The organism is Oceanobacillus jeddahensis (assembly GCF_000750635.1).
Taxonomy (GTDB): Bacteria; Bacillota; Bacilli; order Bacillales; family Amphibacillaceae; genus Oceanobacillus; species Oceanobacillus jeddahense.
In genome coordinates this window covers 1,625,884-1,651,042 of record NZ_CCDM010000001.1, presented here as the reverse complement: position 1 = coordinate 1,651,042, position 25,159 = coordinate 1,625,884, and the positions used below count along the sequence as shown (strand labels likewise).

The 25,159-nt window shown below is 37.7% G+C and carries 23 protein-coding genes; 6 read left to right on the top strand and 17 right to left on the bottom strand.

Features of this window, described 5'->3' with window-relative positions:
* Positions 1-223: 223 nt before the first annotated feature.
* The 11 genes from sufB to BN986_RS07205 all read right to left on the bottom strand — a co-directional run bounded on the left by sufB (position 224) and on the right by BN986_RS07205 (position 8,938).
* Positions 224-1,621, bottom strand: coding sequence for a Fe-S cluster assembly protein SufB (gene sufB / locus BN986_RS07250; RefSeq protein WP_040978985.1), 1,398 nt, complete (start codon positions 1,619-1,621; stop codon positions 224-226).
* 39 nt (positions 1,622-1,660) lie between these two features.
* Entirely contained in the window at positions 1,661-2,089 is a 429-nt protein-coding gene (gene sufU, locus BN986_RS07245; RefSeq protein ID WP_040978984.1) for a Fe-S cluster assembly sulfur transfer protein SufU, read from the bottom strand.
* Complete coding sequence (locus tag BN986_RS07240) at positions 2,076-3,299, bottom strand: cysteine desulfurase (protein WP_040978982.1); 1,224 nt, start codon at positions 3,297-3,299, stop codon at positions 2,076-2,078. The genes sufU and BN986_RS07240 overlap by 14 nt, the downstream gene beginning before the upstream one ends.
* Positions 3,299-4,609 (bottom strand): Fe-S cluster assembly protein SufD, encoded by a 1,311-nt coding sequence (gene sufD / locus BN986_RS07235; RefSeq protein WP_040978981.1) that lies wholly within the window; start codon positions 4,607-4,609, stop codon positions 3,299-3,301. The genes BN986_RS07240 and sufD overlap by 1 nt, the downstream gene beginning before the upstream one ends.
* A gap of 17 nt (positions 4,610-4,626) precedes the next feature.
* On the bottom strand, positions 4,627-5,415 hold the full coding sequence (sufC, locus tag BN986_RS07230; RefSeq protein ID WP_040978979.1) for a Fe-S cluster assembly ATPase SufC: 789 nt from the start codon (positions 5,413-5,415) through the stop codon (positions 4,627-4,629).
* 209 nt (positions 5,416-5,624) lie between these two features.
* Positions 5,625-5,777 carry a YuzK family famiily protein gene (locus BN986_RS27330; RefSeq protein WP_187378527.1) on the bottom strand — a complete coding sequence of 51 codons (153 nt, stop codon included), beginning with the start codon at positions 5,775-5,777 and terminating at the stop codon, positions 5,625-5,627.
* Positions 5,778-6,170: 393 nt separating this feature from the next.
* A complete protein-coding gene (locus BN986_RS07225; protein WP_040978978.1) occupies positions 6,171-6,491 on the bottom strand; it encodes a thioredoxin family protein in 321 nt (106 codons plus the stop codon).
* Between the two features lie 404 nt (positions 6,492-6,895).
* Positions 6,896-7,261: a toprim domain-containing protein gene (locus BN986_RS07220; protein ID WP_074435623.1), complete on the bottom strand. Its 366-nt coding sequence runs from the start codon at positions 7,259-7,261 to the stop codon at positions 6,896-6,898.
* A gap of 317 nt (positions 7,262-7,578) precedes the next feature.
* Positions 7,579-7,959 (bottom strand): glycine cleavage system protein GcvH, encoded by a 381-nt coding sequence (gcvH, locus tag BN986_RS07215; protein ID WP_040978977.1) that lies wholly within the window; start codon positions 7,957-7,959, stop codon positions 7,579-7,581.
* A gap of 129 nt (positions 7,960-8,088) precedes the next feature.
* Entirely contained in the window at positions 8,089-8,445 is a 357-nt protein-coding gene (locus BN986_RS07210; RefSeq protein WP_040978976.1) for an arsenate reductase family protein, read from the bottom strand.
* Between the two features lie 16 nt (positions 8,446-8,461).
* A complete protein-coding gene (locus BN986_RS07205) occupies positions 8,462-8,938 on the bottom strand; it encodes a DinB family protein (protein ID WP_040978975.1) in 477 nt (158 codons plus the stop codon).
* Positions 8,939-9,166: 228 nt separating this feature from the next.
* On the opposite strand from BN986_RS07205, the gene BN986_RS07200 reads away from it, so the two are divergent.
* The gene (locus tag BN986_RS07200) at positions 9,167-9,970 is read left to right on the top strand and encodes an ion transporter (RefSeq protein WP_040978974.1); all 804 of its coding nucleotides are present in this window, start codon (positions 9,167-9,169) and stop codon (positions 9,968-9,970) included.
* 40 nt (positions 9,971-10,010) lie between these two features.
* Here BN986_RS07200 and BN986_RS07195 read toward each other — a convergent pair whose 3' ends face one another.
* Genes BN986_RS07195 through BN986_RS07185 form a run of 3 tightly spaced genes read right to left on the bottom strand, consistent with a single transcriptional unit; the run spans position 10,011 to position 15,471 of the window.
* Positions 10,011-11,795, bottom strand: coding sequence for an acyl-CoA dehydrogenase family protein (locus tag BN986_RS07195; protein ID WP_040978973.1), 1,785 nt, complete (start codon positions 11,793-11,795; stop codon positions 10,011-10,013).
* Positions 11,796-11,849: 54 nt separating this feature from the next.
* Positions 11,850-13,025 carry an acetyl-CoA C-acetyltransferase gene (locus BN986_RS07190; RefSeq protein WP_040978972.1) on the bottom strand — a complete coding sequence of 392 codons (1,176 nt, stop codon included), beginning with the start codon at positions 13,023-13,025 and terminating at the stop codon, positions 11,850-11,852.
* 52 nt (positions 13,026-13,077) lie between these two features.
* Positions 13,078-15,471, bottom strand: a complete 2,394-nt coding sequence (locus BN986_RS07185; protein ID WP_040978971.1) for a 3-hydroxyacyl-CoA dehydrogenase/enoyl-CoA hydratase family protein — start codon at positions 15,469-15,471, stop codon at positions 13,078-13,080.
* Positions 15,472-16,303: 832 nt separating this feature from the next.
* On the opposite strand from BN986_RS07185, the gene BN986_RS07180 reads away from it, so the two are divergent.
* The 4 genes from BN986_RS07180 (at position 16,304) to BN986_RS07165 (ending at position 18,948) form a co-directional block, all read left to right on the top strand.
* Positions 16,304-17,053 carry a metal ABC transporter ATP-binding protein gene (locus BN986_RS07180; protein ID WP_040978970.1) on the top strand — a complete coding sequence of 250 codons (750 nt, stop codon included), beginning with the start codon at positions 16,304-16,306 and terminating at the stop codon, positions 17,051-17,053.
* Between the two features lie 21 nt (positions 17,054-17,074).
* Positions 17,075-17,899 carry a metal ABC transporter permease gene (locus BN986_RS07175; protein ID WP_040978969.1) on the top strand — a complete coding sequence of 275 codons (825 nt, stop codon included), beginning with the start codon at positions 17,075-17,077 and terminating at the stop codon, positions 17,897-17,899.
* A gap of 15 nt (positions 17,900-17,914) precedes the next feature.
* Positions 17,915-18,328 carry a Fur family transcriptional regulator gene (locus BN986_RS07170; RefSeq protein ID WP_040978968.1) on the top strand — a complete coding sequence of 138 codons (414 nt, stop codon included), beginning with the start codon at positions 17,915-17,917 and terminating at the stop codon, positions 18,326-18,328.
* Between the two features lie 158 nt (positions 18,329-18,486).
* Entirely contained in the window at positions 18,487-18,948 is a 462-nt protein-coding gene (locus BN986_RS07165; RefSeq protein ID WP_040978967.1) for an SH3 domain-containing protein, read from the top strand.
* Positions 18,949-19,112: 164 nt separating this feature from the next.
* On the opposite strand, the gene BN986_RS07160 is transcribed toward BN986_RS07165, so the two are convergent.
* The 3 genes from BN986_RS07160 to BN986_RS07150 all read right to left on the bottom strand — a co-directional run bounded on the left by BN986_RS07160 (position 19,113) and on the right by BN986_RS07150 (position 23,608).
* A complete protein-coding gene (locus BN986_RS07160) occupies positions 19,113-19,919 on the bottom strand; it encodes a VLRF1 family aeRF1-type release factor (RefSeq protein WP_040978966.1) in 807 nt (268 codons plus the stop codon).
* 212 nt (positions 19,920-20,131) lie between these two features.
* The gene (locus tag BN986_RS07155; protein ID WP_244444955.1) at positions 20,132-21,439 is read right to left on the bottom strand and encodes a hemolysin family protein; all 1,308 of its coding nucleotides are present in this window, start codon (positions 21,437-21,439) and stop codon (positions 20,132-20,134) included.
* A gap of 588 nt (positions 21,440-22,027) precedes the next feature.
* Complete coding sequence (locus BN986_RS07150; protein WP_052400676.1) at positions 22,028-23,608, bottom strand: C40 family peptidase; 1,581 nt, start codon at positions 23,606-23,608, stop codon at positions 22,028-22,030.
* 474 nt (positions 23,609-24,082) lie between these two features.
* On the opposite strand from BN986_RS07150, the gene BN986_RS07145 reads away from it, so the two are divergent.
* A complete protein-coding gene (locus tag BN986_RS07145) occupies positions 24,083-25,093 on the top strand; it encodes an aromatic acid exporter family protein (RefSeq protein ID WP_040978964.1) in 1,011 nt (336 codons plus the stop codon).
* Positions 25,094-25,159: the final 66 nt, after the last annotated feature.

The following is a 25,159-nucleotide window of genomic DNA, read 5'->3' as shown; positions in this document are numbered from 1 at the left end:
TTTTTGCCATGAACGGAAGAAAAAAGACATTGAATCCTGCGTTATTCCGTATGGATGGAGAATATATTCATATGTATCAAAAACAATAAAACGAAACTTCATTCAGTGGGAGTTTTACGGGCGGTTCTCCGTGATAAACGATTAAAAAAGTTGTGAAACCAAAAAAAGTGACTGCCAGGGTTGGTATACGGCAGTCACTTTATTATAATAATCTTTGAAATGCTTAACCAATGGACCCTTCCATTTCGAAGGAAATTAATCTATTCATTTCAACAGCATATTCCATTGGAAGTTCTTTCGTAAATGGCTCGATGAAGCCCATAACGATCATTTCCGTTGCTTCTTCTTCTGATAAGCCGCGGCTCATTAGGTAGAAGAGCTGCTCCTCAGATACTTTGGAAACTTTCGCTTCGTGCTCTAAGGAAATATTGTCGTTTAGAATTTCATTGTACGGAATCGTATCTGAAGTAGACTCGTTATCCATAATTAGTGTATCACACTCAATATTGGAACGAGCTCCCTCTGCTTTACGTCCAAAGTGTACTAAACCACGGTAAGATACTTTCCCGCCTTGTTTAGAGATAGACTTAGAAACAATCGTAGAAGACGTATTTGGAGCCAAGTGATGCATTTTCGCACCAGCATCCTGTAATTGTCCTTTTCCTGCTAAAGCAATAGAAAGTGTATTTCCGCGTGCACCTTCCCCTTTTAACAGGATAGAAGGATATTTCATGGTTAACTTGGAACCAATATTTCCGTCAATCCATTCCATTGTTGCATTCGCATCACAAGTTGCACGTTTGGTAACAAGGTTATATACATTATTTGCCCAGTTTTGAATCGTTGTATAACGGCAGTAGCCATCTTTCTTAACGATAATTTCTACAACCGCACTGTGAAGCGAGTTTGTTGTATAAACCGGTGCTGTACAACCTTCTACATAGTGTACAGATGCGCCTTCATCTACAATGATCAGTGTACGTTCAAACTGTCCCATATTTTCGGAATTAATACGGAAGTAAGCTTGTAACGGTGTGGTCGCTTCAACACCTTTTGGCACATAGATAAATGATCCGCCAGACCACACTGCAGAGTTTAATGCAGAGAACTTATTGTCTGAGTAAGGAACAACTTTTCCGAAATACTCTTTAAACAGTTCTTCATTTTCTTTCAACGCTGTGTCTGTGTCCTTAAAGACGATACCAAGCTCTTGAAGATCTTCTTTCAAGCTATGGTAAACCACTTCTGATTCATACTGTGCAGATACTCCGGCAAGATATTTTTGCTCTGCTTCAGGAATACCTAATTTATCAAACGTCTGCTTGATTTCATCTGGTACTTCATCCCATGTTCTGCCTTGTTTCTCAGAAGGTTTTACATAATATACAATCTCATCGAAGTCTAATCCGGAAAGATCTCCGCCCCATTGCGGCATTGGACGGCTATAGAAATGCTCCAGTGCCTTCAGACGGTAATCAAGCATCCACTGCGGCTCTTCCTTCATTTTCGAAATTTCCTTAACAATATTTGGCGTTAACCCTTTTTCTGTACGGAAAATAGATACGTCTTTATCGTGAAATCCATATTTATATTCTTCAATTTCCGGCATATTTTTTGCCATTGTTAATAACCTCCCTCTGACAGAATAAAAGCTTCTGTCTTATTCGTTGTGCACACCCTTTTCCATGGCCTTCCATGCAAGTGTCGCACATTTAATACGTGCAGGAAATTTAGAAACTCCCTGAAGTGCTTCAATGTCTCCCATTTCTTCTGAATCAACATCTTCACCTAACATCATTTCAGAAAATGATTCTGACATTTTCAATGCTGTTTCTACTTCCAGTCCCTTAATCGCCTGTGTCATCATTGATGCGGATGCCATACTGATAGAACAACCTTCTCCTTGGAATTTTGCATCCTTTACAATCCCATTCTCGATGTCCAATTGTAATTGAATGCGATCTCCGCAGGTCGGGTTATTCATGTCCACAGTAATAGATTCGTCTTCTAACGTTCCTCTGTTACGTGGATTTTTGTAATGGTCCATAATAACTTGTCTGTAAAGTGTATCGAGGTTATTCAAAGCCATTCCCAAAATACTCCTTTGTCTTTAACAGCCCGGCTACTAAAAGATCAATATCCTCTTTCGTATTATAGAGATAGAAACTGGCTCTAGCTGTTGCTGTTACATCTAACCATTTCATCAAAGGCTGTGCACAATGGTGACCTGCTCGCACAGCGATTCCCTCCGCATCAAGAACGGTCGCTGTATCGTGCGGATGCACATCCTCCAGATTAAACGTAACCAGCCCGGCACGTTTCTGAGGTCCATAAACTTGGATACCATCAATTGTTTGCATCTGCTCCAACGCATAGGCTGCCAGCTCTTTCTCATGAGCTAATATTTCATCTTGACCGACTTCATTTAAAAAGTCAATTGCTGCTGCAAGACCGACCGCTCCAGCAATGATAGGTGTACCGCCCTCAAATTTCCAAGGCAGTTCCTTCCATGTAGAATCATATAGATCTACAAAATCAATCATTTCACCGCCAAATTCAATTGGCTCCATGTTTTCTAAAAGCTCCTGTTTTCCATAAAGTGCGCCAATACCTGTCGGAGCACACATTTTATGACCAGAGAAAGCATAAAAATCACAATCCAGATCCTGTACGTCCACTTTAATATGCGGAGCACCTTGCGCGCCATCTACAACCGTAATAGCATGATGCTGATGTGCAATTTCCGTTATCTCTTTAATTGGGTTAATCGTTCCAAGAACATTAGAAACATGAGCTATCGCTACTATTTTTGTTTTTTCATTAACTATATTTTTAACATCGTCTAATAAAATACTGCCATCTTCTTGCAGCGGCAAATATACTAAACGAGCTCCAGTTGCTTTAGCAACTTGTTGCCAGGGGATTAAATTACTATGATGCTCCATTGGCGTTATTACAATCTCATCATCCGGTCCAATATTATCTCTTGCATAGCTTGATGCAACTAAGTTAAGACCAGCTGTTGTTCCCCTGTTAAAGATAATTTCTTTTGAACTCTTCGCATTGATAAATTCCCGGACCTTTTCACGTGCTCCCTCGTATTGATCAGTCGCCCTTGAGCCAAGGGTGTGCACCCCGCGGTGAACATTGGAATTATTAAATGTATAATAATCATTCACCGCTTCAATTACCTGGACCGGCTTTTGCGAAGTTGCGGAAGAATCCAAGTATACTAAGGGATGCCCATTTACTTCCTGTTGAAGAATTGGAAATTGTTCTTTAATGGCTTTGACATCCATTAATAAACTTTCCTTTCAATCACTTGTGTTAATTGCTTACGTACAGATTCAATTGGAATTTGAGCTACCACTGGAGCTAAGAAACCATGAATAACTAAACGTTCTGCTTCTTCACGTTCTAATCCCCGGCTCATAAGATAGTACATTTGCAGCGGATCAACACGGCCTACGGAAGCAGCATGACCTGCTGTAACATCATCCTCATCAATAAGAAGGATCGGATTGGCATCTCCACGGGATTTTTCACTTAACATTAACACGCGAGATTCCTGTTCAGAGTTCGATTTTGTACCGCCATGTTCAATCTTACCGATAGCGTTAAAGATCGTAGAAGCCGAGCCCTTCATTACACCACGTTGTAAAATGTAAGCATCCGTTTCTTTTCCAAATTGGCGAATACTGGACGTAAAGTTTTGAGTCTGTTTACCGCGTCCGACAGAAACAGCTTTTGCTTCTGAAGCAGCATTATCCTCTAATAAATAAGTGATATTTTCAGAAACGGTATTTCCATCATTCATTTGGCCAAGCGCCCAATCAATTCTTGCATCACGCTTTGCAACACCACGGCGGTTCACATACGTGGTTGTGCCTGCTGCAAAATTATCCACTGCACCATAAGCAACTTGTGCATTATCATGAGCAAATATTTCTGTTACAAGGTTAGCCACTGTTTCTTCTGTATCATTATGAGAAATATAATTTTCTACATAGGTGACAGAGCTTCCTTCTTCTGCTACAACCAGCACATGATTTAATAGTGCACTGTCGGTATCTTCATGCCAGAAAATCGCCTGAAGCGGCTCTTCTACCTGTACATTCTTAGGTACATAAACAAATACCCCGCCGTTCATCAGTGCTGCATGAAGTGCTGTTAAACGGTTCTGGTCTACTGCAACTGCGTCATTCATATAATACTTTTCAACAAGGTCACTGTGCTCGTTGATTGCTGTAAAAATATCTGTAAAAATAACACCTTTATCCTGAAGCCCTTTAGCAAGGCTGTTATACGCAGCTGTCTGATCACGCTGAATATATAGGTTTTCCATATTAGCATCTTCATCAAAGTATGCTTTTAATTCTTCAGGCAGTTCACTAAGGGAAGCTATTTTAGCAGCTTCTTTATAGGAATGCTGGAAATCAGTAAAATTCCAGTTTGAAATTTTTGTTTTATCCGGTTTTGGCATTTCTAATGAATCGGCCATTTCCAAAGCTTTGGAACGAAGCGTAGCCATCCAGCCTGGTTCATTGCGATCTTTGGAATATGCTTGAATATATTCTTGATTGAATGGAAGCTTTGTTTCTACAGTCATGATTACCCCTCCTTACCTTACGCGTTTTGTTCTGCAGTTTCTTCGTCTTCAATTCCTAATTCTTCTTTAATCCACTCATAACCTTCTGCTTCAAGACGCTTTGCAAGCTCCGGTCCTCCAGATTTCACAACACGTCCCTGCATCATTACGTGTACAAAATCAGGTGTAATATAGTTTAATAGACGTTGGTAGTGAGTAATAATCAAGCATCCAAAGCTGTCAGAACGCAATTGGTTGATTCCTTTTGACACAACTTTTAATGCATCAATGTCCAGCCCGGAATCAATTTCATCAAGAATAGCAATATCTGGCTGCAATTGCATTAATTGCAGAATTTCATTACGTTTTTTCTCCCCGCCGGAGAAACCTTCGTTCAGATAACGTGTTGCCATATTCTGATCAATATCAAGGTAGTCTAAATCCTGATCCAATTTTTTGATGAATTTCATTAATGGAATTTCATCGCCTTCTTCGCGTTTTGCATTAATTGCAGAACGTAAGAAATCAGAAGTTGTTACTCCGCTGATTTCACTTGGGTACTGCATAGCTAAAAATAGACCGGCGCGGGCACGCTCATCTACTTCCATCTCCAGCACATCTTCCCCATCAAGTGTGATCGTGCCTTCTGTTACTTCATATTTAGGGTGTCCCATAATTGCAGATGCTAATGTGGATTTACCTGTACCATTCGGTCCCATCACCGCATGGAATTCTCCACCTTTAATCGTTAGGTCTACCCCTTTTAATATCTCGTTGTCTTCAATGGATACATGAAGATTCTTAATTTCTAATACTGAGCCTGCCATAAATCATACCTCCAAAACTTTATTTTAAATGAAATGAATATGATATCCATTCTCAATTTATTCTCATTACAATCTTAAAGCATTTCAAATTAATTCGCAACTGTTATTATCCGTCTTTTAAAAGCTTTAAAATGTGCTTTTAAAAGACGGATAATAAAAATCCTGCCATTTAAAAAGCTGATGCCTCTCGACATCAGCTTTTATTATTTTTATCTCAAATTTCCAGACTTTGCTTCCGATGAAATCATCTTTGCATTCTGATACTCAAGTTCTCTTTCTTGTTCCACTTTTAATTTTTTATTCAAGCTTCTATCATATTCTTCGTAGTTAATTCCTCTCGATTGCCCCATCGCTTTTTCCATTTCCGAAGTGTAGCTTAAACCATTCTCAGTGGTAATAATAAATCATCCTTTCGGTTTGTTTAACACATTCTATATGCTAACACAGGTATGATTCCCGCTCAAAATCGATTTAAACGTGTATATCCCGATAATTTATGAAAATCTTTCGCTATGAATAGAAAAAATCACATATACTTAAAATACTTCCATATTCCTCGTTAATCCAGGGGTACAGAAATGGAATGACCGCTCCGTCATACCTTATTCATGGAAAAAGCGTCTTTCTGCACGAGAACAGAGAGACGCTTAAATATATACGATATCATTAAATTACTTGCAGAAGCCGGCACTTTTCAATTATTAACCCCGAACATCCCCTTGAAATCCGGTAAAATATTATCGGCCTTCAAAAACTTAATTATTTATTGCTGTGAACAGCTCTGGTTTATATTTCATCAGATACTGATAAATATTTGCTGTCGATTGAAAGGTGTATACCTTTTCTACGATTTTTCCATTTTCCATAAAAGCAAGACATGGTACACTTTCAATTTGATGGTGCTGCATAAAATCAGGATGCATGGAAGCATTGATTTCTGTGAAAATATCCTCTTTATGCAATCTTTCTATTTTTTCAAGCATGGCACGTGCTACGGTACATGTCCCGCAGAATGGTGTATAAATATATAATATAAACCGATGATGGTTCACTTCTGTCTCATTAAACTGTTTCAAGTTAACTCTCCTCGATCTTTTTTCTTTCCGTATTGTAAATCAGCTTTTTTTGAACTAATGATAGTGTATAGCTCCCACTCCGGAAAAACACTACGCTTTCCGCGGGCTTGAGCTCAGCCTTCTCGAAAAAAGAAGTTCGCTTTTTTTCTGCGGGGTCTTCCCACTGGGACTGGGGTTGCGATTACTCGCCCCATCAAAACGTTGTACGTTGGAAAGCAAAACGGTCCGTCGCAGCGGTGCATTACACTTCACTTGCTATTCTTTGTCAAAGGATTTATAGAAGGAACGATCAACTCCTGTTTCTATGGAAATGAAGTTTCTTTTTAATATACGAAAGTTGAGGTGTTAAAAAGTTCTGCTCACCTTCTTCTAAATAAAACTCTTTTTTATCTTAACGCGTTAAGTTACCATTTTGCAAGATAATTGAGATCTATTCCAATTCGTTTGCCAGCCAGGATACTGGCCAAAGTTTTCTTAGGAGTCGCAGCCACTTCACGAAATTCACTGCTTACGTAAATATGTTCAGCATGCGGCAGCTCTCTGGCCAGCTGCTTTCGGAGTTTTATTCCGGAATCATCCTCATCCACCAGAATAAAAACTTCAGTATCATCTAAATGATAATATTCTAACAGCTCTTCAAATTTCTCTACGCCAATGGTTCCATTTGTACAAACAATGGTGATGGTATTATCGTCAAGAATTTTTTCTATATGTTTTTTATCAGATAACCCTTCAACGATTATGACTTTATTGTAATCATCTTCCATCATCGTTTTGCACTCCTTATTAAAGCAATTAAGTTCCACATCCTCTAATCTTTTAAGAGGGTAATGCGTTCCTAAACCGGCATATCGTACTTTTTTATACGAAAATGGGATTTTTCATCTATTGCGGTGTCTAATAAGACATAGAAGTTTTGAACGCGCACTATAATATGCTTTTTCTATATTATATGAAAAGAAAAGAGCTAACTATACACGAATGTGGAAAAGTCAGCTCTTTTTCACCTTTTTTAGAGCCCTTTTGAAATTCCAGGTGAAGAACCTGTCTTTTTCACGATTTCTAAAATAGGTGTCAATATATTATATTATTCTTCTATGAATGCTTGGTATGCTTCCGCATCTAATAAATCTTCTAACTCATCTTCATTCTCAAGCTCAACAACAACCATCCATGCCTTTTCATGTGGTGATTCGTTTACAAGCTCTGGACTATCTTCTAGTTCCTCATTTACCTCTACCACTTTTCCGCTTACTGGAGCATACAGTTCAGATACTGTTTTAACAGATTCTACACTTCCAAATGGTTCTTCCAACTCTAAAGAATCGCCAACTTCTGGTAATTCAACAAAGACAATATCCCCAAGCTCATCTTGTGCAAAATCAGTAATTCCAATACGAACTTTTCCATCTTCTTTTTTTACCCATTCATGTTCTTTTGAATATAAATAATCCTTTGGCAAGCTCATTTCGTATCCCTCCAACAAATCTTTATTTCTCTTTAACTATACATGGAAGTCTGTTTAATTTCTAGAGGATGTTTAAAAATTCATCAGCTGTGTCAGCGTCTTTTTTAAATCTGCACTTCCAACATTCTCTTATTTCCAGACAGATTCATAGATGTCTTCTTTAAACCCGACAGTCACTTTCTCGCCATCTGTTAAGACAGGTCGTTTGATCAGCATACCATCAGAAGCTAGAATCTTTGCCATCTCCTGTTGAGATAAATCATTTATTCTTTCTTTCAAATTCAATTCTCGATATTTTTTACCACTTGTATTAAAAAACTTCTTTGCAGGCAAGTCACTTGTTTCCATCCAGGATAACAGCTCACTCGCACTCGGAGGTTCTTCTACAATATGAATTGCCTTATAATCGACTTGGTTTTCATCTAACCATTTTTTTGCATTCCTGCACGTACCACATTTAGGATACCAATAAAAAGATAATGACACGGCTATTCCTCCACTTCTATTGTTGTTCCTCTTTTGTTGGTCCCATCACTCCAGGAACCTCTAAGCCAGCTTGTCTAAGCAGGACAGTCATTTGACCACGATGATGAATCTGGTGGCTGACTAACATACGTAAGATACTTCCTTTTGGAGCCGGCCCGCCAAAATCAGCCACTTCATTTACTAAAGCTTCATCTGTTAATTGCTCTTTTGCTTTCTCAACAACACGTTTTGAAATATCTTCATATGCTTCGAGAATTTCACTTGCTTTTGTTGGAACACTATCCGGATCATAAGGTGATTCTAAATCAATACCGACTAAGCTAACGAAGAAAACAGGGCTATTCACTAAATGCCATCCCAGCCAGCCAAGACTATTATGCCCTTCTACAATCGATTGATCTAATTTCTCATCCTCTAATGCTTTTAATACGGCTTTTGTACCATCAGCAGACTGTGACCATTCTGTTAAAAAGTCATTTAAATTTCGATACATGCTAGTCCCTCCTAAAAGTTTGATCCTTTTTTATTTAGATTACCACGAAACTTTATCTTTCATCCAATATATTGAATCAATATCTTCTATATATAATGTGAAATCAGAAGTGACAAAATTAAAAAGTATTCGTACAATAATAGTTGTGGAAAAAAACAAGTCTTTTAAATTGTAAATCAAATCAGTTTACATAACAGATGAACACTTAAAGAGAGAGGAATATTTGTCATGATAAATAAATCTTTCCAGGCAAAATGTGCTGCGATTGCAGAAAATAAAACATTCACGAACGTAATTATTGGTTTAATTATCTTTAATGCTATCATTGTGGGATTTGAAACGTACCCGGCTATTTCCAATCAATTTCCCTCAACCATCTATTGGCTGGATACGCTGCTATTAACTATATTTACAATTGAAATTATTATTAGATTAATAGGAAGTCCTTCTCTTTACACCTTTTTCAAAAATCCATGGAATGTGTTTGATTTAATCATTGTATCCGCCAGTATCGTATTTCTAGGCTCCAGTTACATCATGATATTGCGTATCTTGAGAGTTCTTCGTGTATTAAGAGCGATATCGATTATTCCATCCTTAAGAAAAATGGTTAATGCGCTACTGCTGACGATTCCTTCGATGGGGACAATCATGATTCTTTTAGGGCTGTTCTTCTATGTCTATGGCGTTATTGGGACCACTCTTTTTGCTTCCATTTCTCCTGAATACTTTGGTTCTTTACATCGAACCTTACTTACCTTATTTCAGGTAATTACATTAGAGTCGTGGGCAAGCGGGGTGATGTACCCTATTTTAGAACAAGATCCCTCCTCCTGGTGGTATTTTGTAACCTTTATTTTAATTGGCGCATTCGTAATTGTTAATTTATTTGTCGGGGTTGTTGTCAATAATGTAGAAGAAGCAAGCCGGGAAGAGACACCATCACCAACTGATTTAAAACTGGAGGAGATGGATAAAGAGCTGAAAGAAATCAAAGCATTATTAAAGGAAAAATCAAGGAAGGATGAGTAAAACGAAAAGAGGCTGGTCGCTCAGCCTCTTTTTAATGTGTTTAGACAATATATTTTTCTTCTTCAATAATCTGCGCAGCGATTTCACGTTTTTTCTTAACTACATTGATTGGTGTATGCCTTGTCAGCTTACGCAGAGAAGATAGCATAACGCGCAGTGAATCCCCTTCTTCTGCTGTAATCAGAATTTCTTTTGCTGCTGTTTCCATCCTGTTAAATGCTTCCTGTACATACACTTCCGTATATAATAATTTTAATTGTGCTTTTTCTAACCCGGCATTAGAAATGGCTTTTTCGGTACGAAGGATAGCAGACTCTATATTAAATACTTCCGCTGTCATATCCGCTAATTTAACGAGAATTTCCTGCTCCTGGTCTAATTTTTTGCCGTATTTCTGTGCTGCCAATCCAGCTCCGAGCAAGATAAGCTTTTTCGCATTCTTTAATAAATATTTTTCTTGCTCTAACGCTTCTGTGCCTGCTTCTTCCGGCATCATCATCATTAATTCTTCCTGCAGTCCCTGTGCCTTTTCTAATAATGGCAATTCACCCTTCATCGCTTTTTTTAATAGTGTTCCCGGCACAAGCAGGCGGTTAATTTCATTGGTCCCTTCAAAAATACGGTTAATCCGTGAATCACGGTAAATCCGTTCTACTTCATATTCCTGCATAAAACCATACCCGCCATGGAGTTGAACAGCCTCATCCACTGCGTAATCCAGTAATTCAGACACACTAAATTTCGCCATGGAACATTCTATTTGGTACTCCGCAATTGCTCTGGCCACTTCACGCCCATCCTGCAATTGTTCATCGGTCAGGGCGCCCATCCGTTGTTCAAATAACCCCACGATTCGATACACCGCACTTTCATTGGCGTAAAGTTTCGCAGCAATTGTTGCTAATTTTTCCTGTGTCAGCGAAAAACTCGAAATCGGTGTTTGGAATTGTTTCCGCTCATTTACATATTTCGCTGCTAATTCCAGACTGCGCTTAGAAGCTCCAATACCACCGACAGCCAGTTTATAGCGGCCGACATTCAAAATGTTAAAAGCAATCACATGTCCGCGTCCTTTTTCTCCAAGTAGATTTTCTACTGGAACTTCCGCATCCTCTAAGACAAGTGTCCTGGTAGAGGAACTCTTGATACCCATTTTCTTTTCTTCCGGCCCAGTAGATACACCAGGATACTCTCTCTCCACAATAAAGGCGCTGAAATGCTCGCCGTCAATTTTAGCGTAGACAATAAAGACATCTGCAAAAGCGGAGTTGGTGATCCATTGCTTTTCACCATTTAAAATATAATGCGTACCGGCATCGTTTAGTTTGGCTGTTGCTTTTGCACCAAGCGCATCAGAACCCGAACTTGGCTCGGTCAGGGCATATGCAGCAATTAACTCGCCGGTTGCTAATTTAGGAAGATATTTTTCCTTTTGTGCATCATTTCCAAAGAAAACAATCGGCAGGGAACCAATTCCGACATGGGCGCCATGCGTAATAGAGAAACCGCCGGCGCGGGAAAACTTCTCCGCAATCAAAGAAGAGCTGATTTTATCTAAAGCAAGACCGCCATAAGCTTCCGGCACATCGGCACCTAATAAGCCTAATTCTCCGGCTTTTTTCAGCAAATCCACGGAATGCTCAAATTCTTGATTTTCCAGGTTATCGATTTTAGGAACGACCTCTCCTAATACAAAATCCTCTGTTGTTTTCGCAATCATCTTGTGTTCATCTGTAAAATCTTCTGGTGTAATGATGTCTTCTGCCGTAATATCCTCAACTAAAAATGCGCCACCTTTAAATAATCTTTCTTTTGTTTCACTCATCGTAATTTCCCCTTTTCAAATAAATTGTAATTCGGGTTCACATGGAACATCCTCTTATAAAAGTTCAAATACGCCTGCAGCTCCCATGCCGCCGCCAATACACATCGTTACAATGCCAAATTGTTCATTTCGCCGCTTCATTTCATGCATTAAGCTGACGGTCAGCTTTGTACCTGTACAACCAAGCGGATGTCCTAATGCAATCGCACCGCCATTAACATTCACTTTATCTGCATCTAAATCCAATGCCCGGATAACTCGCAGTGCCTGTGATGCAAAAGCTTCATTCAATTCAATTAAACCAATATCCGATAATTCGAGCCCTGCCATTTTCACTGCTTTCGGAATTGCTTCTACCGGTCCGACCCCCATAATTTCCGGTGCCACACCAGCTACTGCAAAGGAACGGAATTTAACAATTGGCGTTAATCCTTCCGCTTCTGCTTTCTCTTTATCCATTAATAAAACAGATGCTGCCCCGTCACTCATTTGGGAAGCATTTCCTGCCGTAACGCTTCCTTTTACATGAAAGGCTGGACGCAAGGAACTTAACGTTTCTATGTTCGTTCCTGCACGAACCCCTTCATCCATTTCAAAGGAAAAAGATTTCTCTTCAATCTTATTTTGCTTCCCTACCACACGCTCCTTCACTTCTACAGGAACAATTTCATCTTTAAATAACCCTTTCTCTATTGCTTTCGCCGCACGTTCATGGCTCTGTACTGCAAAAGCATCCTGATCCGTTCTTGAAATTTCAAACCGATTTGCTACTTCTTCTGCTGTATGCCCCATGTTCATATAGTATTCTGGTGCATTTCCAACCAAGGTTGGATTCGGTTTAATCACATGTCCACCCATCGGAATCATCGACATCGATTCTGCACCGCCAGCGATAATCGTATCCGCAGCGCCAACCATAATTCGTTCTGCACCATAAGCGATCGTCTGTAATCCGGAAGCACAATAACGATTTACTGTAATACCTGGAACATCATGGCTTAACCCAGCGAGTCCAGCGATATTCCGAGCCATATTCATCCCTTGTTCTGCTTCCGGCATTGCGCATCCAATAATTACATCATCGATGGAGCCTTGATAATCGTCAGCTCTCTTTAAAGTTTCCTTCACAGTAAGTGCTGCTAAATCATCTGGCCTAACATTCTGTAATGAGCCTTTATTTGCTTTCCCTACTGGTGTTCTAGCACCAGCTACAATCACTGCTTCTTTCACGGATGTATCCTCCTTTAAACGCGCGTTTCTTTTGAATAGCTTCTTTTAGAGATTAATTGCGTAACGGTTTCCCTTTTACAAGCATGTGCTGCATCCTTTGCTGTGTCAGCGGTTCTGCAATCAGGCTTAAGAATGCTTCTCTTTCCAAATCAAGCATGACCTGTTCATCAATCTCCGTACCTTCTTTTATTCTTCCGCCAGATAAGACGTAGGCTAATCTTTCAGCAATTTTCAAATCATGCTCGGAAGCATAGCCGCCATAATGTAATGATTTCGCCCCCATCACCATTGCTGCATAACCTGCTTCTCCGACAACCGGAATTTTTTCCCTGGCAGGTTTCTCATATCCTTCATTTGCTAAAGATAATACACGTTTTTTCGCATCATAGAGAATATGATCTGGATTTCTGCTGATGCGGTCATTTTTATTCAGGTAGCCGTTTTCCATTGCTTCTCGTGCAGAGGTCGAAACTTTTGCCGTTGCTACTTTTTCAAACACATCGTTGGCCACTTTGGTTAAATCAAGATCTACACCTTCCGGGAGATTACGAAGCTCTTTTAAATAGAGTTCTTTTGTTCCTCCGCCTCCAGGAATAAGACCGACACCAAATTCAACCAGCCCCATATACGTTTCTGGTGAAGCCTGGATCGCTGCAGCTGGCAAGGATACCTCTGCTCCACCACCTAATGTCATATTAAATGGTGCAACCACAACCGGTTTATCAGCATATTTAATATTCATCGTCATATTTTGAAATTGACGAATAACGAGGTCTAATTCAAAAATATTATCATCCTGCGCTTCCATCAGCATCATCGCTAAATTAGCACCAACACAGAAATTTTTACCTTGATTACCAATCACAAGCCCCTTGTAATTTTTATTAACTTCTTCAATAGATTCATTGACCATCTGGATAATATCAAGACCTATGGCGTTACTTTTGGAATGAAATTCTAATAAAGCAACATCATCCCCCATATCGATCAGACTCGCACCAGTATTTTTCTTGATAACCTCTTTTTGCTCTTTAACTGCTGCTAAGGATATTTCTTTCTTATTGACTTTCTTTTGTTTATAGGTATCATCATGAAAGAAATAAATATCACCATTTTCCTGTTTATAGAAGGTTTCATTTCCTTCTTCCAGCATATCCAGTACCCAGTTCGGTACAGATGTGCCTTCATCTTGGATACGTTCCACCGCAGCACTTACACCAATCGCATCCCAGATTTCAAACGGGCCAAGTTCCCAGCCGAAGCCCCATTTCATCGCATCATCAATAGAAACAACATCATCCGCAATTTCTCCGACTAAATCAGCAGAATATACTAATACAGGCTTTATAATAGACCAAATAAAATCGGAAGCTTTATCGCCTTTTTGATTTACAAGCGCTTTCATTTTCCAGCTTAATCCTTTTTCCTGCTTAGCTGCTTCTACGGCATTTGTTTTCAGTTTTTTTCTTTCCTGGTACTCTAACGTGTTAGGATTAATTTCTACAATCGTTCTATCTTTCTTCTTTTCATAGAATCCTTTTCCGCTTTTTGCACCAATCCACCCTTTTTCAATCATTTCCTTTAAAAATTCCGGAACGGTAAATATTTCTTTTTCTTTTGGATCGGATACGTGATGATAAACATTATTTGCAACGTAATAAAATGTATCAATTCCTACAACATCCAGAGTACGGAATGTAGCACTTTTTGGTCTGCCAATAAGCGGGCCGGTAATCGAATCTACTTCACCAACACTTAATCCCTGTTTCTTCATTTCCTGTACAGTGACCAAAAGTCCGTAGGTTCCAATCCGGTTTGCAATAAAGTTTGGCGTATCTTTTGCTTCTACCACGCCTTTGCCTAACACATTTTCACCGAATAGCTTCATAAAGGAAAGCACTTCTGCCTTTGTTTTTTCTGTTGGAATAACTTCCAGTAACTTCAAATAACGCGGCGGATTAAAAAAGTGTGTTCCCAAAAAATGCTCCTGCATATCTTCTGAGGCTTCTGAAATCATTGCTTCGACAGAAATTCCTGATGTATTGGAGGTGATGATTGTTCCTCCGCTGCGATGTGCATCCACTTTTTTAAACAGCTCTTTTTTCGCTTCCAGATTCTCAACGATGACCTCGACAATCCAATCTGCCTCTGACAATAACGCCAAATCATCCTCCAAATTGGCGACTTGAATTAACTCTAAACTTTTTTTAGATGTTATTGGGGACGGCTTTTGCTTCAAAAGCTTCTTTTTGCCCTCAGCAACAATTCGATTTCTGACTGATCTGTCTTCTAAGCTGAGACCTTGTTTCTTTTCTTTGTCCGTCAGAGAATCTGGTACTCTGTCAAACATTATTACGGGTAAACCTGCGTTTGCTAAATGAGCAGCTATACCAGAACCCATTACTCCTGAACCGATTACTGCTACTTTTTTAATAGAATAAGTCATTTCACAATCCTCCAGCCTTTCTTGAATGAATACTCATTCATTTTTAAGCCAAAAAATAAAGATATTGGCAAATCGCATATCTCATGTTATCTATACTATAACGGATTATTTATTTTTTCGCAATATATTTAACGATATTTTTGTAAGGGGTTTCAAAATAATTATTCCGCACTCCAAGGACGCCCTAATGCAGACGTTACAGGTTTAGCCTGCAAACGTGCTCCGTGGTTGGTCTCCACTCTGATGAGATTCTACAGCGAATGAAAGAAATCACATTTTGATGAGTTTGACGAAATAATAGCTTTCCCCTGAACAGCCAATCATGACAGCATGGATAGTTAACATCAGGAATAGCTTTCATGCACAAAAAGTAATCATTGTCGAACATTTTTACTAAGCACCATGAAAAATATATTCTGTCTGATCTAGCTTTTTTGTTCAGTTATTCCACGTATAGAACACCTTACTAGCGGAGGCGGACCGTTTTGACTCCTGAGGGATCAGCACCATCTGAAGATCCACTTTTGCCAAGCGCTCTTCTTGGCAAAAGTTAGCTGAAGAGCGTGCCCCTAGGAAAGCAAAACGGTCCGCCGCAGCGGTGCCTTACACTTCACCTTCTTTTTTATCGAAGGAACGATCAATTCCTGTTTCCATTGGAATGAAGTTTCTATTTAATGTACGAAAATTAAGTTCTATATAATACATATTATCACGAAAGGTTTTTAAAAATCGTAATCGTTCCTGTTTACAAATAGTAATCCTTACGCTATCATAGATAAAGTACTTTATTTAGTACATTCAATTATTATATTAAAATGAATGGAGGAATACAATGACAACACCTGTTGTGTCTATGTCAAATATTAACTTCCATTATGAATCTCGTAAAGTCTTGGATAATATAAACTTTGAAATTCCCGAAGGAGCTTTCATGGGATTGGTAGGGCCGAATGGCGGAGGAAAAACGACATTAATCCGGCTGATTCTCGGTTTAGAAAAACCGGAAACGGGAGAGATAATGGTTTTTGGACAGTCTATTCAAAAGCTTAAAAATAGAGATCGAATTGGTTTTGTCTCACAAAAAGCGAATGCATTTAATAAAGGTTTTCCTGCAACCGTTTATGAAGTAGTTGCTTCTGGACTAACTGCACAGCTTGGCTATTTAAAATTTTTATCAAAAAAAGATAAGCAAAAAATTCATGAAGCAATTGCTCAAGTCGGCATGACGGAATATACAAAGCAAAATATCGGCAATCTCTCCGGCGGTCAGCAGCAGCGGATTTTTATTGCGCGTGCACTGGTCAGTGATCCTGAGCTGATTATTTTGGACGAACCGACTGTTGGAATTGATTATGAGAACGTAAAAATATTTTATGAATTGCTTTACAAACTCAATACTGAATTCAAAAAAACACTACTGCTGGTAACACATGATACAGGCACAATGACCGAGTATGCGACTGATATTGTTTGTTTAAATAAAACATTGCATTTTCATGGGAATCCTGATGAATATGCATCCCTTACAGAAGCAGACTTTTCTCAAATTTATGGTCATCCAGTCAGCCTGGTTACGCATTAATTTATCGTTGGAGGAAAGACAATGCTTTTGGATTTTTTAACATACCCCTTTTTAAGACATACGTTTCTCACAGGTATCTTAATTGGTATAATTGCACCATTACTAGGAACTTTTATCGTTGTGAGAAGACAATCATTAATAGCAGATGCACTTTCGCACGTTACTTTAGCCGGAATTTCATTTGGGCTGATGGCTGAAAAAATATACGGGTGGGTAATCTCACCGATCTACAGCGGCATGATATTTTCTGTGATAGGCTCTATCTTTATTGAAAAACTGCGTACCGTGTATAAAGCCTATCAGGAAATCTCTATTCCTATTATTTTATCTGCCGGAGTCGGTTTGAGTGTTATCTTCATTTCGATTGCAGATGGGTTTAACACGGATTTATTCAACTATCTATTTGGATCTGTATCTGCCGTAACTGTCAATGATTTTTATGTCATTTTCGGTGTAGCTGCCTTTGTTCTATTCATTATTTGGCTCTTCTTCAAAGAATTATTTACCATGTCCTTTGATGAAGAACAAGCAACTATTGCCGGACTGCATGTGAAATGGATCAATATGTTATTTATCGTACTGACAGCCCTTGTTATTGCTGCTTCTATCCGTATTGTCGGTGTATTATTGGTTTCTGCTTTAATGACATTGCCAGTTGCAGCCAGCATGCGTATTGCTAAAGGGTTTAAACAAATGATTTTCCTTTCGATTCTTTTTGGTGAAATTGCTGTTGTATTTGGGATTATCTCAGGTTACTATTTAGATATCCCACCAGGAGGAACGATTGTCATGACGTCGTTGGTTTTATTATTAATTGCGATAGGAATGAAAAAGTTACGAAAATAAACGGAGGTTTTTTCGATGAATCTTCAAGAAGCCATCACTATTTTAAAAGAAAAAGGATACAAAACAACCGGAAAACGGAAAGAGATTTTAGAATTCTTTTCCTCAGAGGATGGATACCGTCCCGCAAAAGATTTAATTGCTCATCTCGAAAATAAATATGGGGCAGTCAGTTTCGATACAATCTATCGCAACCTGCACTTATATCATGATCTGGGGATACTGGAAAAAACAGATTTAGAAGGTGAAAAGCACTTTCGCTTAAGCTGCAGCCATCACCATCATCATCATTTTATTTGTACCGATTGCGGTAAAACAAAAGAGATTGAAATGTGTCCGATGGAGACTGCTTCAGCTGAACTGAAAAATTATGAAATTGATGATCATAAATTTGAGATTTATGGCAAATGTCCAACCTGTATTCATGCTTAAAACATGTATTTTATTGTAAAGAAAACTCGTATTCACTAAAAAATAAGCGAATACGAGTTTTCTAATGATTTGACAAACTTTTTTTGGAATTGCTATTTCTTTATGTTCAAAAGTTATGTATACTACCTTTAGAACAAATATATTAGGAGCAGAGTAGTATGCGTAAAAGTAGTAAATTTCGATTATTATTATTATTCATTGCAGGAATTGTATTTATTGTATTTGTTTTAATTATGCAAAGACAATTCAACAATCCAGATTTCGACTTTCAAAATGAAGTTTCAGAAGTAAACGAGATAGACAGCGATGAAGAAGAAACAGAAGAGGAAGCAAATTCAACAGACGAGGACACGGATTCAGATGAGGAATCCGATAATTCTGAATCAGAGGAAGAAGCGGATGCAGAAGCCGATAATTCCAATGGAGAAGATTTTGAGGTTACTGCAGATTTATTAAATATCCGCAGCAGCCCAAGTGCGGACAGTGAGGTTGTCGCAACACTCGTTACGGGGGATATTGTCCAAGTTATTGGCGAGGAAGATGAGTACGAATGGGTTGAAGTTACTTACCAAGATGTCACCGGGTATGCAAATGCTGGATACTTAGAAGCCATTGAGTAAGGAGTTTAACATTTCTAATCGCTCATTAAAATGTTACATATAATCTTAATTTATATCCTCACAGAAAACCGAACTGATTTACCTATCATCATCAGATGAAAAAGGAAATCAGTTCGGTTTTTTCGTTAACAAAATATAGTGTTTTCTTTAAAATATCTCAACGTTTAATCTAATATCGTTTCCAAGACCTTACTTTCTTCATGATCCAGCATATTCTTTAAAATGACTTCTTCCACATCTTTGTTCATTTCGGTTTCCAATGTTTTAGAAGCTGGTGCTTCACCAACGATGAAAATTCGCTTCCATTCTCTATCTTTTGCCTGCTTGTCCAACTTAGGAGCAATGCTTTTATACCAGCGATATTGATTTGCTTCATAACGATCATTGAATAAATCTTTCTGTACACTGTTCGCCCCCATTCCTTGCTTTGCTCTGCCATGACGAGGGCCTTGTTTCATCTTCCATGTATCCTCTTCTACATCCAGTTCATATTCTGCCGTATCTTTTACCTGATTTAGATTGCTGTCAATCAGCTTAACCTGATTTTGCTGAACAAGAATGATCCCTGTCTTTGGATACTTTTCTGAGAGTGACTTTAATTGATCTAAAACTGGTGTTTCCTGCCATTCAAATTCATTTTCTAAATGCATCTGCACACGTTCAGCAATCCAGACTTCCCCGTCAGCAGATGCTACAATAATGACGCCTCGCATCAAATCTCTTTCTATTTCATCCATAAAAGCTTTTACTTGCTTTTTAACTTTCTTATAATTTTTGAGTTCTTCTTCATTGTCAGCTTCTTTTAAATAATGCTCAAAATTGTTCAATCCATTTTTCAGGTGAATCTTCCATTCTCCACTTTGCTGATCTGGATCGCTTAAATCTGTATTCAAGTACATGGTAAATATTTTATTAGCTCCAGTTCCTCTAACATTCTCTAATTCTTTTACAATATCTTGTATATCGTTCACTATAAGCCCTCCTCCAAAATCAGTATATATTTACTGTGTAACCGAAATAAATAGTGTTTAAACTTTAATATCTACAGAAAGCTACTAAATAATTTTTACAGTCCTATATTCGCTTTCCTATACTTTTCTAGTGCAAAAAAAAGAAGAGGTTATCCCCCTTCTTATCTTCAAAACAGATAACTTTAATCTGTTTGTATATTCTATTTTAAGCTTTATTCCTGCTCAGGCAATTCTTCTTCTGCTACTTTTGTGATTTTCACTCTCTTAATTTGATACCCATCTTTTTCAACAAGTGTAAATGCATACCCTTCAAATTCCATAACCGTTCCTACTTCTGCTTCAAGGTTATGGGTAAAGAACCACCCGCCAATCGTATCAACTTCATCATCTTCTAAAGTAATACCCAGCTTTTGATTAATATCGTCTAAGCTGACCCGGCCTGCCACTAAATAAGTGGTATCATCAACTGTTTCAAAATCGGGTACTTCATCTTCATCAAATTCATCCCGGATCTCTCCAACAATCTCTTCTAAAATATCTTCAACGGTAACTAATCCCGCTGTACCACCATATTCATCATTAACAATTGCCATATGAATACGTTCTTTCTGCATTTTTAAGAGAAGTTGACGAATTGGTGTTGCTTCTGATACATGAATAATTGGACGAATATAATCTTCAATCGTCGCAGGTTCATCATTATTTAACTTCCCAGTAAATACTTCTTTTAGATTTACCAAACCAATAATATTATCCTTATCTTGATCTGCCACCGGATAACGTGTAAATTGTCCTTCACGGATAATTTCCAAGTTTTCCTCAAAGCTATCTTCCGTTGAGAAATAGATCATTTCTGTTCTCGGCGTCATAATTTCTCTAGCTACTCGCTCATCAAAATCAAATATATTGTTTACATACATCATTTCAGATTGATTGATTTCACCACTTTTATAACTGTCAGCCAATATTAAACGTAGTTCTTCTTCTGTATGAGTTTCCTCATGCCCGCTCATTGGTTGTAAACCAACTGCTTTGGTTAATAATCGAGCGGATCCATTCAATAACCAAATAAAAGGAAACAACAGGCGATAGAACCAGGTTAGTGGCCTAGCCACAATTAACGTAACCTGTTCCGCTTTTTGAATTGCTAAAGTTTTGGGAGCAAGTTCTCCGACAACCACGTGCAAGAAGGTTGCAATTAAGAATGAAATAAGAATGGAAAGGGTTGTAACAAGGCCCGCTCCAATATTAAATTCCTCCAAAAGCGGATGTAACATTCTCTCAAACGTTGGCTCTGCTAAACGTCCAATTCCAAGTGCTGTAATCGTAATCCCTAATTGACAAGCAGATAAATACTCATCAAGATGTGTAACGACCTTTTTAGCCGCAGCAGCGGACCCTTTCCCAGCTGCAATATGAGGCTCTAATTGAGTACTCCGAATTTTTACAATAGCAAATTCTGACATAACAAAAAAAGCAGTTAATGCGATCAAAATAGCAACCGCAAATAAATTAATCATGGTCGATATGTCCAATTAAGATCCTTGTGCAAAATTGCCCAAGGATTTCACCTCCTGAAATTTTAAATATCCTTCGATTATTATAAAGATTTTTTTACCTTTTCCACACGTAGATGATCCAAATGATTAGGTTCAATGGATATCGACGTATGTTGATTATATATATAGTTCCATATTACCTTCCCATCAGATCACCCTCTCTCTTATCTTTATTATAATGGATAAAGGCTTAATGTGTCTACTTGGCTATGAAAGTACTGCAGATAAAACGAAACTTCTTTCAGTGGGAGTTTTACAGACAATTCCCCGTGATAAAGAATACAGAATCTAATACGAAATTTTTGTTTGTCTAATATTTAATTCTTTATATATTTCATTGTTTCTGAGATGGGGTATATACTACTATTCCTACTAGCAAGTTCATAAAATACATTTTTTACTTACCCAAAACCGCTCCGAACATGATAACAAATATAGTATAGTTTGTGGACAAGTATGCTTACAAACAAAATTTGAAATTTTATTATCAAGTAAAAAAGCCTTCACACGAAGCACTTCTTCATGCAAAGACTTTTGGTAATAGGTTTATTATTGTACGCGACGTACTGTTCCGCTGAATTCTTTACCCCAGTAGCTTCCTGGTGACATATCAGCAACTGCAACGCCTGTACTGCTTTGAGAACCAATAAACTTGTTGTTACCCAGGTAAATGCCTACATGGCCATTTGTACCATTTGTATTAAAGAAAACCAGATCTCCTGGTTGCATATCGCTTTGAGAAACAGATGAACCAACATTTACTAATGCGCCAGTGTAAGACGGAATGGAATATCCAGCTTGCGCAAATGCCCAAGATACAAAACCTGAGCAGTCAAAACCTGTGCTAGGGCTTTTTCCTCCCCAAACATATGTGTTTTGATGTGTTTGACTTTGTGCAGCGCTAAGTACTCCGCTGATTCCAGATCCTGTTGATGGGGTGGATCCTCCTGAGTTATTATCTTTGTCCTCTTTATCGGAATTATCTGATCCGCCGCCAGAGCCACCTGAACTACCAGAATTGCCAGAGTTATTACCATTAGAACTACTAGATTCGCTAGAGCTGCTTGAATTACTAGATCCACTAGATTCATTGGAATTACCTGAATCACTTGAGTTACTAGATCCACTATCAGAACTGGATTCATTTGTATTACTAGAACCACTATTATTACCATCATCATTGCTTTCGGTATTTGAAGATGTATCTTCTTGATCTTCACTGGAAGTAGTTTCTTCTTGTTCTGTATCATTTGATTCTTCTTCAGAATCATTTGTCGCTTCTTCTTCTACTTCAGCTTCGTCACTACTATCATCACTAGAACCTACACTGGCACTTGCTACTAATGTTTCCGGTGCTGGAGCCGTTGCTACTTCTAAACGGTCAGCAACATCTTGCTCAATCGCAGCTAAACGAGAATCTTTAATTTCCAGTTCGTCGATAAGTGCTGTTAATTCTTCTTCTTTATCTTTTAATGAATCTTCTTTATCTTTTGCAGCATCTTTTTGGTCTGTAATGGTATTATTAATTCCTGTTAAATCTGTTTTTAATTGATTTAATTCGTCAAGCTTTTCCTCAACAGACTCTTGTTTTTCAGCTACATCTTTTTTATCTTCTTCTTGTTGTTCCAGTAAAGCTAAATCAGAATCAGTAATTTTGTTTACTGCAGAAACACGGCTTACAAAGTCACTGAAGTCTTGAGCTCCAAATAATACTTCCAGATAGCTGATATCTCCGCCATTTTGTTGTAAAGCTACCGCTCGTTCTTTTAAAATTTCTGTACGTTTTTCAATTGCTTCTTCTAATTCCTCAATCTCTGCTTCTAATTCACTAACTTCATCTTCCGTAGTTGAAATACCATCTTCTGTTTCATCTAATTTTTCTTGATTTTGCTCAAGAGCAGAATTTAAATCATCGATCTCTTGTTGTAAATCTTGTAAATCAACTAAAACATTCGCTACTTCATTTTCTGCATCTGATAGATTAGATTGTACAGAAGCACGATCCTCCTGTACTTCAGATTGTCTGTTTTCTAGATCTTCTACTGATTCTGCTTTTACCGGTCCCGCAAAAAATACACTGCTCAAACCTACTACAGAGGCTGCAGTTAATGTCATTACTGTCTTTTTCAACTTATATTCCCCACTTTCAAATTTTACACCGCAAATATATTATCTATGTATTTTGTTATAACCGAACATTTGCGATTTTTATTTATATTAATTTTATTTTCGTCTTTTAATTTGTAACTTTGTAAAGCTTAACATAAGAAAATGTCATGCATATTATAGAAATGTTACATTTATATTTCAATAACGACAAAAGTTTATAAAAATCGTCATATAATATAATACATTCCTTATCTATCAACGGTTTTCATTCTAGTATTTTTGTATGAAGCTCCCCAATAAATATACCTAAAATATATTTTTTCGTCATTTAATTCACTTAATAATGTTACAATATAATCTATGAAAATATGGAATACTTTTTCATAGATCAACTATTCAAGAGGTTCCCAAACATTTAACGTTCAAGGCTCAAAACGGCTACCTCTTTATAAAGATCCGTTGATAGATTATTTAACGTGAAAAGTAGGGATTCACATGAAGGTTCAGGCTATTATTGGTAATAGAGTCATAAAAACGGGTATTGCTGTATTTTTCACAGCTCTTATTTGCAAATGGTTAGATTTCCCGCCGACTTTTGCAGTGATTACTGCTATTGTTACGATCGAGCCGACAGTAACAGATTCTATCAAAAAAGGACTTGTCCGTTTTCCAGCATCTGCTATTGGAGCAGCCTATGCAGTTATATTTTTAGCTCTATTTGGTAACTCACCATTTACGTATATGTTAGCTGCAGTACTAACCATTTTTACTTGTTTTCGATTAAACCTTCATGCTGGATTATTAGTTGCAACCTTAACAGCTATTGCTATGATTGAAGTAGTAGATAACAGCTATTTCTTAAGCTTTCTTATCCGTTTAGCAACAACAACTATTGGATTATCTGTTTCTACGCTGGTAAATATGTTTGTTTTTCCACCAAATTACCAACGTTCCATTCATAAACAAATCATATCTATCCGTAAGCAATTAAGTAATCATATGAAGCGATGTTATTATGAATTAATTTTCACAAAAACACCATTAGATTTAAATTTGAATGAAAAAGTTGGAAATATATATAAGGAGCTTGAAAGCGTTGTATTACTATCACTTTATCAAAAGAAGGATTTGAAATACCATCATATTTTGGAGAAACGCGATGAAGAGTTAGAGCATTTAAGAAAGCAGATACATCATTTGCGTATGATTCAGTATCATGTAACTAACATTTCAGAACAGCCTACAACGAAATTTGAATGGAGCGTAGAGAAGCAAAAATCTGTGTTTGAAGCAGTATGTTATTTTGCCAACGTATTAGCAGATAAAGTTGTCTTTGAGGAAAAGGAATGGGAAGCTAGACGAACGCAACTCCATCAAGTATTTCAAGAAACTTTAAAAGGAGCTCAAATGAATGACACAGAAAAATTACCAATCGAATTAGTCGCCATTTATGAACTGACTTCCATCGTCGAAATTATAGAAAAACATTATTCATTAAAAAAATAATATTTATATAAAAAGAAACAAAGATATTTATTTAAAAATTCTTTGTTTCTTTTTTAATTAGATAAT

Coding starts and splice junctions, on each gene's coding strand:
- BN986_RS07175 (WP_040978969.1), top strand. CDS start 17,075: ATGCTTTTGGATTTTTTAACATACCCCTTTTTAAGACATACGTTTCTC.
- BN986_RS07155 (WP_244444955.1), bottom strand. CDS start 21,439: ATGATTAATTTATTTGCGGTTGCTATTTTGATCGCATTAACTGCTTTT.
- BN986_RS07185 (WP_040978971.1), bottom strand. CDS start 15,471: ATGACTTATTCTATTAAAAAAGTAGCAGTAATCGGTTCAGGAGTAATG.
- BN986_RS07180 (WP_040978970.1), top strand. CDS start 16,304: ATGACAACACCTGTTGTGTCTATGTCAAATATTAACTTCCATTATGAA.
- gcvH (WP_040978977.1), bottom strand. CDS start 7,959: ATGAGCTTGCCAAAGGATTATTTATATTCAAAAGAACATGAATGGGTA.
- BN986_RS07240 (WP_040978982.1), bottom strand. CDS start 3,299: ATGGATGTCAAAGCCATTAAAGAACAATTTCCAATTCTTCAACAGGAA.
- BN986_RS07195 (WP_040978973.1), bottom strand. CDS start 11,795: ATGAGTGAAACAAAAGAAAGATTATTTAAAGGTGGCGCATTTTTAGTT.
- BN986_RS07200 (WP_040978974.1), top strand. CDS start 9,167: ATGATAAATAAATCTTTCCAGGCAAAATGTGCTGCGATTGCAGAAAAT.
- sufU (WP_040978984.1), bottom strand. CDS start 2,089: ATGGCTTTGAATAACCTCGATACACTTTACAGACAAGTTATTATGGAC.
- BN986_RS07170 (WP_040978968.1), top strand. CDS start 17,915: ATGAATCTTCAAGAAGCCATCACTATTTTAAAAGAAAAAGGATACAAA.
- BN986_RS07165 (WP_040978967.1), top strand. CDS start 18,487: ATGCGTAAAAGTAGTAAATTTCGATTATTATTATTATTCATTGCAGGA.
- BN986_RS27330 (WP_187378527.1), bottom strand. CDS start 5,777: ATGGAAAAAGCGATGGGGCAATCGAGAGGAATTAACTACGAAGAATAT.
- BN986_RS07205 (WP_040978975.1), bottom strand. CDS start 8,938: ATGTATCGAAATTTAAATGACTTTTTAACAGAATGGTCACAGTCTGCT.
- sufC (WP_040978979.1), bottom strand. CDS start 5,415: ATGGCAGGCTCAGTATTAGAAATTAAGAATCTTCATGTATCCATTGAA.
- sufB (WP_040978985.1), bottom strand. CDS start 1,621: ATGGCAAAAAATATGCCGGAAATTGAAGAATATAAATATGGATTTCAC.
- BN986_RS07220 (WP_074435623.1), bottom strand. CDS start 7,261: ATGATGGAAGATGATTACAATAAAGTCATAATCGTTGAAGGGTTATCT.
- sufD (WP_040978981.1), bottom strand. CDS start 4,609: ATGACTGTAGAAACAAAGCTTCCATTCAATCAAGAATATATTCAAGCA.
- BN986_RS07145 (WP_040978964.1), top strand. CDS start 24,083: ATGAAGGTTCAGGCTATTATTGGTAATAGAGTCATAAAAACGGGTATT.